8 protein-coding genes are annotated in these 8,206 nt (G+C 48.0%); 4 read left to right on the top strand and 4 right to left on the bottom strand.

Annotation, left to right across the window (positions count from 1 at the left end):
- The 3 genes from LLG96_19275 to LLG96_19265 all read right to left on the bottom strand — a co-directional run.
- On the bottom strand, positions 1 to 277 hold a 277-nt coding region (locus LLG96_19275; protein MCE5252347.1), incomplete at its 3' end, for a hypothetical protein.
- Between the two features lie 477 nt (positions 278 to 754).
- Positions 755 to 1,744, bottom strand: a complete 990-nt coding sequence (locus tag LLG96_19270) for a DNA adenine methylase (protein ID MCE5252346.1) — start codon at positions 1,742 to 1,744, stop codon at positions 755 to 757.
- Entirely contained in the window at positions 1,692 to 2,573 is an 882-nt protein-coding gene (locus tag LLG96_19265; protein ID MCE5252345.1) for a hypothetical protein, read from the bottom strand. The genes LLG96_19270 and LLG96_19265 overlap by 53 nt, the downstream gene beginning before the upstream one ends.
- Positions 2,574 to 3,072: 499 nt before the next feature.
- Here LLG96_19265 and LLG96_19260 point away from each other — a divergent pair, with 499 nt between their 5' ends.
- The 4 genes from LLG96_19260 to bcp all read left to right on the top strand — a co-directional run bounded on the left by LLG96_19260 (position 3,073) and on the right by bcp (position 7,177).
- A complete protein-coding gene (locus LLG96_19260) occupies positions 3,073 to 3,498 on the top strand; it encodes an Rrf2 family transcriptional regulator (GenBank protein ID MCE5252344.1) in 426 nt (141 codons plus the stop codon).
- A gap of 3 nt (positions 3,499 to 3,501) precedes the next feature.
- Positions 3,502 to 4,233, top strand: a complete 732-nt coding sequence (locus LLG96_19255) for a 4Fe-4S binding protein (protein ID MCE5252343.1) — start codon at positions 3,502 to 3,504, stop codon at positions 4,231 to 4,233.
- Between the two features lie 376 nt (positions 4,234 to 4,609).
- The gene (gene hcp, locus LLG96_19250) at positions 4,610 to 6,259 is read left to right on the top strand and encodes a hydroxylamine reductase (GenBank protein ID MCE5252342.1); all 1,650 of its coding nucleotides are present in this window, start codon (positions 4,610 to 4,612) and stop codon (positions 6,257 to 6,259) included.
- Positions 6,260 to 6,709: 450 nt separating this feature from the next.
- Positions 6,710 to 7,177, top strand: coding sequence for a thioredoxin-dependent thiol peroxidase (bcp, locus tag LLG96_19245; protein MCE5252341.1), 468 nt, complete (start codon positions 6,710 to 6,712; stop codon positions 7,175 to 7,177).
- Positions 7,178 to 7,385: 208 nt separating this feature from the next.
- On the opposite strand, the gene LLG96_19240 is transcribed toward bcp, so the two are convergent.
- The gene (locus LLG96_19240; GenBank protein MCE5252340.1) at positions 7,386 to 8,171 is read right to left on the bottom strand and encodes a hypothetical protein; all 786 of its coding nucleotides are present in this window, start codon (positions 8,169 to 8,171) and stop codon (positions 7,386 to 7,388) included.
- Positions 8,172 to 8,206: the final 35 nt, after the last annotated feature.

Here is an 8,206-nt window from a genome sequence, read left to right as displayed (position 1 = left end):
AGTCGATGCGCTCGCAATCGCCCTCGATGCGGCGGTACAGACCCCGTCTGGTTCCGCACGGTTCGATGACTCCTTCTTCGACGAGACGGCTGAGAACCAGGCGGCAGTTACTCATGTTGCTTTTTGTTGCTAAGTGGAGGTCTTTGTAACAATCTGTTACCAGAAAGTTGCCTTTTGTTGCTCCTACCCATTCCCTGATCTGATCGGAAAGCGTCACACCCTTACGGTTCCGGAATTCCCGGAGCTCGTGGAGCTCGGATTTAATACAGACAGGCACAAGGCATAAGGCATAAGGCATAAGTGAATGAATAAACAGTGACTAAGGCACTGAGGCACTGAGTGAAAAGACCTTCACATCACCACCTGTCTTCCCCGAATCTTTAATCGGGGACCCATCTCTAATCGTCAGAAGTGAACCCGGAAAGTCTCTGGTTTTTCCCCCTTATGCCTTCTGCCTTCTGCCTTCTGCCTTGTGCCTTGTGCCTTGTGCCTTGTGCCCGTAACTATAGTTTGTATCAAACATTCACATAACCAACGAACGTTATTGATCAGCATAAAAAAAGAGCGTGGTCGCTCACTTATTACCGAGAGGTAATATAATCAATTACACTTGTAAAGTCAAGAGAAAAATAACGAAGGTTATGAAATAATTTGGGGATTGGGTGCGAAGGTTAGGTTAATGAAGGGAGGCAAGAGGGTATAAAAGGGGGGGAAGTAAACATGTGCGGGATGGACAATTATTAGGAAAGGATTTCTATTTAGCTATAGGCTCATGCATTGCCGGGTAACCATCCATCCATGCCAAGTCTTTACCTATAACCAGTTCCTCCATTGTTGCATGGTGAGTGTTCATCATAGGAATGAGGCGTATCTGAAAACCATGCCTTATTGCCATTGTCTTGACCTCATCTGAGTTATCATAGGTCATCAAAAAATCGCCTTTTAGAGATTCGCAGTATTTGAATAAACGTTCATGCTCGATGTTGAAATGACGGTAAAGACGTTTACCTGCCTTCTTTCCACCAGCCGTATAAGGAGGATCGATAAAAAACACCACGTCACAACGTTGAGAATACTCTCGAATAACACCCAGTCCGTCTTCTTGACGGAATGTAATCCTATCAACAATAAATTTTAAATTTTCAAAACGCTTAGCAAGTGTTGCGGGATACCAGCGTGAGTGAATTCCTTTGCCGTTCTCCCCATGTTTCAAAAAACCTGACCCTTCAGCCAATATCCCACCATGAAACGTTCTATTTTTCAAGATAGTCTTAAAAGCTTTCTCTTTTATGCTGAGGCTAGTTTGGGATATTTCCTGTATGACTTTTTCCTTAGTAAGGTCAAAATCAAGGATTTTTTTCGCCAGCCATTCTGCGTTCCCATCGACTATCGATTGCCACACCGCAGCAATGTCTTCATCAATTTCAACCATCACAACGTGCGAGACAAGGTTCTCAAATAAAGCTGTGAGGCTGATAATGCCTCCACCAGCAAACGGTTCAATCAAAATTTCAGGTTTGGGATAATGATTTGCAATCCAATTTCGGAATACCGGAACAAACCATGTTTTCCCGCCTGGGTAGCGGAAGGGACTTCTTTGCGGGACAGAGGCGACATTAACCGGTTTAGGGGATAATATTATATCTTCATACAATTCAGGGAATAATGACTGTTGTTTGAGTGACCTCATTTCAAAATGGCCTTTCAACTGTTTTGTTAGTCGGAGGAGTTTCAAGTTGCTCATCAAGCTTCTCCTGAAGCATTTTCACAAAGTCATCGATTTCCCCTGGCATGGGGGTGGTAATTGACATCAAAGCAGGTGCGAATTCTGTAAACACTTCATCAATTTTCGTGAGTATATACCTGTCCTGATCACCCTCTTTAGCCATCTCGAGATCATAGATTAGCCATACGATATCGGCTTTTGTTTTATCCACAGTTGTCAAGGGGGGGAGTGTATCAAAAAAACACTTGTTCATTGCGACAGCTATTTTCTTCTGCCACGAATGAAGAATTCCGCCTTTGAACAGCAATTGCGGAGCTAGTCTCTTGCGAGAAGAGGAAAGATAGTCTGGACGTGGATAGTTCGGCTGAGTTGACCAATCCATTTGTCCGCGATTTTTAGGATCTTTCATGAAGTATTCGAATGGATCGCGTACATTTCCAGAAATGTAAACCGCTTGTATTTCAAGAGCCCCAAAGTCTATGATTTTCCCATTGTTGTCGTATGCGATAAGAACAATGTCAATATTACCAGCCGACTTACCATTAGCGTCGTTCAGGCGGACTTCCGTAAGGGAACTCCATGCAGTGCCTTCATCAAAGATAAAAGAAGCAGCATCATCGGTAATAAGCCAATTCTCTCTAAATCGGATAGGGCAGGTTATCGATGGGGACCCATCATGGAACACACTGCATACACCAAGGGGGTTCTTGGCTTTGTCTTTTGTACAATTTGGAACTTTGTTATTAAATGGACAAAGGCGATGCGAACGGTACCTGACTGCCTTTTTCGTCTGATCACTTATAAGGTGACCAAAGACTTCGGCAAGTGGTTGTGCGTGTTTAGTCATCTATATTTGATCCTTTCGCTTCGCTTTTTGTACCAACATTTTTTTACATTGATCTTCATAACATACCATGTTGAGTTCCAAGTGCCGTACAAGAAAACCTTATAACGAGTCTCACATTGTAAATAACCCTTGATATTTCATATTATTGTGTCAAAACGCTATTTTTTATTATGTTATCTTATGCGGCTCAGAATATATCTGTAAATAATGTAAAATCTTTCCCCCTGTCAAGAGAAAATATGTTCACTTGCATACTCATTTTATTGATTCATTCATATGCTCCTCCCTCACTCCCCTGCCCCCCCCTGCTCCCGCGCTGCGCATGGGCGAGGGGGTGCTTCAATCCGGACGCCGGAAAGTTGAACCCTTTCCCATTCACGGGAATCAAGGGGTGAGTGAAAAATTTCTTTGAATAATATAGTCAATATAACAAAAAAAATGCTTGACAACGTTCTTCAATTATGGTATTATGGTATCAGAATACCAAATAGGAGGGCGTATGTCTCGTGTGCTCAATATCTCCGATGCCGCCATACTGGCGTTTCATGCACTGGTTTACTGTGCCGGTCACACCGACAGAACGGTTTCCCTCAGGGAAATCGCAACGGAATATCGTGTCTCGGAAGCGCATCTGTCGAAAGTCATGCAGCGGCTTGTAAAAGCGGGATTCGTGAAATCGACCCGCGGGCCCGGGGGTGGATTCATGCTCGATAATGATCCCGGCGCCATAAGCATGCTCGAAATCTATGAGCTGTTCGAGGGGCCATTGTCAACGAGCTCCTGCCTGTTCGAGACGCCGGTGTGTTCCTTCGATACCTGCGTGTTCGGCGCTCTTCTCGATGAATTGAACACTACGGTCAGGAAGTATCTGACCACCACAAAACTGTCCGATATCGCCCATGCGAAACCGAAAGTAAAAGGATAGTACATGATTCGTAAAATTATAGAGATTGACGAGGAAAAATGTACCGGCTGCGGTCTGTGCGTTCCGAACTGCGTCGAGGGAGCGCTCAGAATTATCGACGGGAAAGCCCGCCTGGTGAGCGAGACTTACTGCGACGGGCTCGGGGCGTGTCTCGGCGAGTGCCCCGAGGGCGCTCTTTCCATCGAGGAACGCGAGGCCGGCGAATTTGATGAAGAAGCAGTTCAAAAATATTTGGCGCCTGAGTCTCACAGATCAGACGATATGCTGTCCGCGTGTTCCGGCGGCTGCCCGGGTTCGCTTGCCCGCACCTTCGATACCGCAGATACTGACACCGTCAAGACCGATACACCGGAACCTTCGCAACTTCGGCACTGGCCCGTGCAGCTCATGCTCGTACCGCCGCGAGCGCCGTTTTTGAAAGGGGCTGATATTGTCGTGTGCGCCGACTGTGTTCCGTTCGCAGTGCCGGATTTCCACCACCGTTATCTCAAAGGAAGGGCAGTGCTGGTCGGATGCCCGAAACTGGATAATCTGCCATATTACCGTGAAAAACTGCTCGAAATATTCCGGGAGTCGAAACCCGTCCGAATCACCGTGCTGCGTATGGAGGTTCCCTGCTGCAGCGGAATTGCCCATGCCGTAATCGATGCCCGTAATCGGGCCTGCCCCGATGTACTGCTCGAAGTTCATATCGTTAGCATCTCCGGGGATACAATCAGGAAAATGACGGAATAGCGGTCGCCGATACCTGTCAGCTGGCATACTGTATATGGTTTGAGAGGAGTACCCAGATTTTCAGATTTTTCGGATGTGGAAATACTCTTTTGTCCCGATCATTTCACAAATTTAATCCGATCTATTCACAAAATTTAATAGAACGCGGATTTTCGCGGATCGGACGGATTTTCGCGGATTTGAATTTTAAATATCACTGGGAGTAATGTCGATTTTAAATTGTAATTAAAGATAGTATTAATAATATATTATGTCTCTTTGTGCCCTGGTGTCTTTGTGGTTAAACATATTTTCATGAATAATCAGGTTTATCTGGTTATAATCAGGCAGTAATGGTTTTATAATCCTTTTCAGACGGAGAAGAAATATGTCAAAGATGTTCTGCTATCAATGCGAACAGGTCACCAAAGGAATCGCATGCACGAGCTACGGGACATGCGGTAAAGACCCTGAAACCGCGGCGCTCCAGGACCTGCTCCTGCATGTTACAAAAGGCATTTCCATGTACGCTCACCGTGCTCGTACACTCGGCGTGAAAGACCCCGAAACCGATGTCTTCGTGATTCAGGCGCTCTATACCACCCTCACCAATGTCAATTTCGATTCGGCACGGATCCGTCAGATGCTCGAACGGGCGGTACATGTTCGCAATAAGATCAGGGGATTCTACCGGGATGCCTGTAAGAAAACCGGAATCGCGGAAGAAACTCCCGGCGGTCCTGCGGAATTTATCCCTGCCGGGGACATGGATGATCTTCTGGGACAGGCGGGGGAACTATCCATCGAGAAGCGGAAAGCCTCGCTCGGAGACGATATCACCGGACTCCAGGAGCTCCTCACCTACGGTCTCAAGGGAATGGCCGCATACGCCGATCATGCCTTCGATCTCGGAAAGCAGGACGATGCCGTATTCGCGTTTACGCACGAGGCGCTCGATTTCCTGACAAAAACCGGTGTAACGGTTGATGAGCTGTTTGCAATGAACATGAAATGCGGCGAGGTCAATCTCCGGGTCATGGAACTGCTCGATACGGCTCATACGAGTCGTTACGGCCATCCTGTTCCGACAAAGGTCAGGATAGAGCCTCTCAAGGGCAAAGCAATTCTCGTGTCCGGGCACGACCTCAGGGACCTCGAGGAGCTGCTCAAACAAACCGAAGGCACCGGCATCAATGTCTACACCCACGGCGAGATGCTTCCCGCCCACGGTTATCCCGGGCTGAAGAAATACAGTCACCTTGCGGGTAATTACGGGGGCGCATGGCAGGATCAGTTGAAGGAGTTCGATAAATTCCCCGGCGCCATTCTCATGACAACGAACTGTATCCAGAAACCGAAGGATTCATATGCGTCCCGGATTTTCGCCACCAATGTGGTCGGAGCGCCGGGTGTCATCCATGTCAGGAACAGACATTTCGCGTCTGTAATCGAGGCGGCCCTTGCAGAAAAGGGATTCGACGAGGACGGGCCGGATCGCACCATTCTGGTCGGTTTCGGGCATAACGCTGTTCTCGGTGTGGCAGACAAGGTTATCGAGGCTGTGAAAAAAGGCAAAATCAGGCATTTCTTCCTTGTCGGCGGGTGCGACGGCGCCAGGAGCGGGCGGAACTACTATACCGATTTTGCCCAGGCGGTACCGGACGATTCGGTTATCCTTACCCTCGCCTGCGGAAAATACCGTTTCAACAAGCTCGATTTCGGCGACATCGGAGGAATTCCGCGGCTGCTCGATATCGGTCAGTGCAACGATGCCTACTCGGCCATACAGATCGCCCTTGCGCTTGCGAAAGCCTTTGATACCGATGTCAACAGCCTGCCGCTGTCGCTCGTGCTCTCGTGGTTCGAGCAGAAGGCGGTTGTCATCCTCCTGACACTTTTCTACCTCGGAATCAAAAACATCCGTCTCGGACCGAGCCTTCCCGCGTTCATAACGCCGAATGTCCTCAATGTGCTTGTGGAGAAATTCAATATCATGCCGATAACCACCGCGGAACAGGATCTTGCTGCCATCCTCGGAACCGCATGACGGAGACCGTAAATCATAGCGACGGGAAAGGAGGGATTATCCCCTCCTTTTTCTTTCCGGACACGGATACCCGGCATATACGAGAATGATATACAATACCCGTATGAAACAACGTTCTTGCATTTGTACCGATACAGGCTTTAGATTTGTAATAAAATAATCCGGTTATCCAGTTTGATAAGCATAGGAAACCATTTAATCAGAATTGATAATTTCTTCCGATAGTATGTGATTCCCCCTGTCTGCGGCATCCCCCCTTTTTAAGGGGGGAATGGCTTTTGGGGCACTTTCGTCCCCCTTTCTTTTATAAGGGGGAGACGGCGAAGCCGAGGGGGATCAATCATGTCAGCTGATTTAACTGGATAACCGGAAAAAATAAATTCCGAAGAGAACGGCCAACGATATATATGAAAAGTGCAAAGTTTTACTCATTCTTAAAGGAGCATGGTCATGCCACAACTTAAACCGGGAGACAAAGCCCCCGCTTTCAGCCTCACGGATCAGCATGGAAACACGGTGTCTTTGCAGGATTTCCGGGGCCGGAAACTGCTCGTCTATTTTTATCCGAAAGCGGACACTCCGGGCTGTACCAGGCAAGCATGCAGCGTCCGTGATGCCCGGCCTGACCTTTCGAAGCTCGGTATTGCGGCTGTCGGCATAAGCCCGGATATGCCGGACAGGCAGAAGAAGTTCGACGGCAAATACAGCCTCGATTTTCCGCTGCTGTCCGATCCCGATCATGCTGCTGCCGAGGCGTATGGCGTCTGGGGTGAAAAATCCATGTATGGCAAAAAAGTCATGGGGATCGTGCGGTCTTCTTTCCTCATCGATGAAACCGGGAAAGTTCTGCAGGCATGGTACAAGGTCAAGCCCGAAGACACGGTGCCCAATGCCCTGAAGGCGCTTTCGGGTGAGTGATTCCCGTTGAATCGTGATGACGGAAATAATTGTCGCACCGGATAAGTGTGGATAGTCCTTTTTTAAGCAGAGAAATTATCCCGGATTATTCATTAATGTTTTCCGAGATAATGCAAAAAAAGGAAGTGACCGTACCGAGGAATTACGTATTGATATAATCCGCGTTAATCCGCCCGATCCGCGAAAATCCGCGTTCTATTCTATAATTCTATTGCTCGACCTTTATCCAGTCGAGGCTCGCCGGATCGACAGGAACATCGGCATTGTCGATATCTTTGAAACGGAGTGTGGCGGGATCGATCGTGATTGTTCCGTTACCTTTGGGCTTTACGGTGAAACTGCCGAAATCGGGCGATCCGCTTTTACCGTCCGGATTGCCCGCAAAGGCCAGATCGATGATAAGCCGTGAGGGATTTTTCTCGTTAATGAGGACAATATATTCGCCGCTTGTAACAAGCGCGCCGTTTTTCACAAAACCGCTCAGTTCCGCGCAATCGTTATCGCACACGATTTCGATATGGGCGGACATGATACTCTGAACATCCTCGAACTTGAGCGCAACCGTCGAATCGCTCGTAACTTTACGGGGATTAAAAGTAAGGCCCGGCCCCTGAATGGTATCCACGGTGAACGTGAGCGTCGTAGGCGGGCCCGGTATTCCATCCTCAAACTGGGACTGGATGGATAATTTATGCTGCCCCTCGGATACATCGCTCAGTGTGGCGGAAAGCTCGGTCGTGAAAATCCATAATCCGTTGTCGAGTTTATAATAGTAATTGAGATTGTCGTTCCGTCTCCAGTGATCGGCAATTTCCTGGTGAAATACACCCTCCCAGTTAATCGAAATATCCCGCGTAACGAAAACATCGCCATCCTTGAAGGAGGTATACTCGATTTCAGGCTCCGTAATCGCCCTGCATCCAAGATTACCGAGCAGGATGACCAGAAGCGAAATGATAAAGGGCGATATGGTGCGGGCTAAGGTGTTCTTCATACGATACTCAACATATTCCTGTTAATCCGGATTAT

The sequence above is a fragment of the bacterium genome (genome assembly GCA_021372535.1).
In the GTDB taxonomy this organism is placed as follows: domain Bacteria; phylum Latescibacterota; class Latescibacteria; order Latescibacterales; family Latescibacteraceae; genus JAFGMP01.
This window is presented reverse-complemented; position numbering and strand designations above follow the sequence as displayed.

What these genes read in the sequence shown, in the direction of transcription:
- LLG96_19255 (MCE5252343.1), top strand. Translation starts at nt 3,502, where the DNA reads ATGATTCGTAAAATTATAGAGATTGACGAGGAAAAATGTACCGGCTGC.
- LLG96_19270 (MCE5252346.1), bottom strand. Translation starts at nt 1,744, where the DNA reads ATGAGCAACTTGAAACTCCTCCGACTAACAAAACAGTTGAAAGGCCAT.
- LLG96_19260 (MCE5252344.1), top strand. Translation starts at nt 3,073, where the DNA reads ATGTCTCGTGTGCTCAATATCTCCGATGCCGCCATACTGGCGTTTCAT.
- LLG96_19265 (MCE5252345.1), bottom strand. Translation starts at nt 2,573, where the DNA reads ATGACTAAACACGCACAACCACTTGCCGAAGTCTTTGGTCACCTTATA.
- hcp (MCE5252342.1), top strand. Translation starts at nt 4,610, where the DNA reads ATGTTCTGCTATCAATGCGAACAGGTCACCAAAGGAATCGCATGCACG.
- LLG96_19240 (MCE5252340.1), bottom strand. Translation starts at nt 8,171, where the DNA reads ATGAAGAACACCTTAGCCCGCACCATATCGCCCTTTATCATTTCGCTT.
- bcp (MCE5252341.1), top strand. Translation starts at nt 6,710, where the DNA reads ATGCCACAACTTAAACCGGGAGACAAAGCCCCCGCTTTCAGCCTCACG.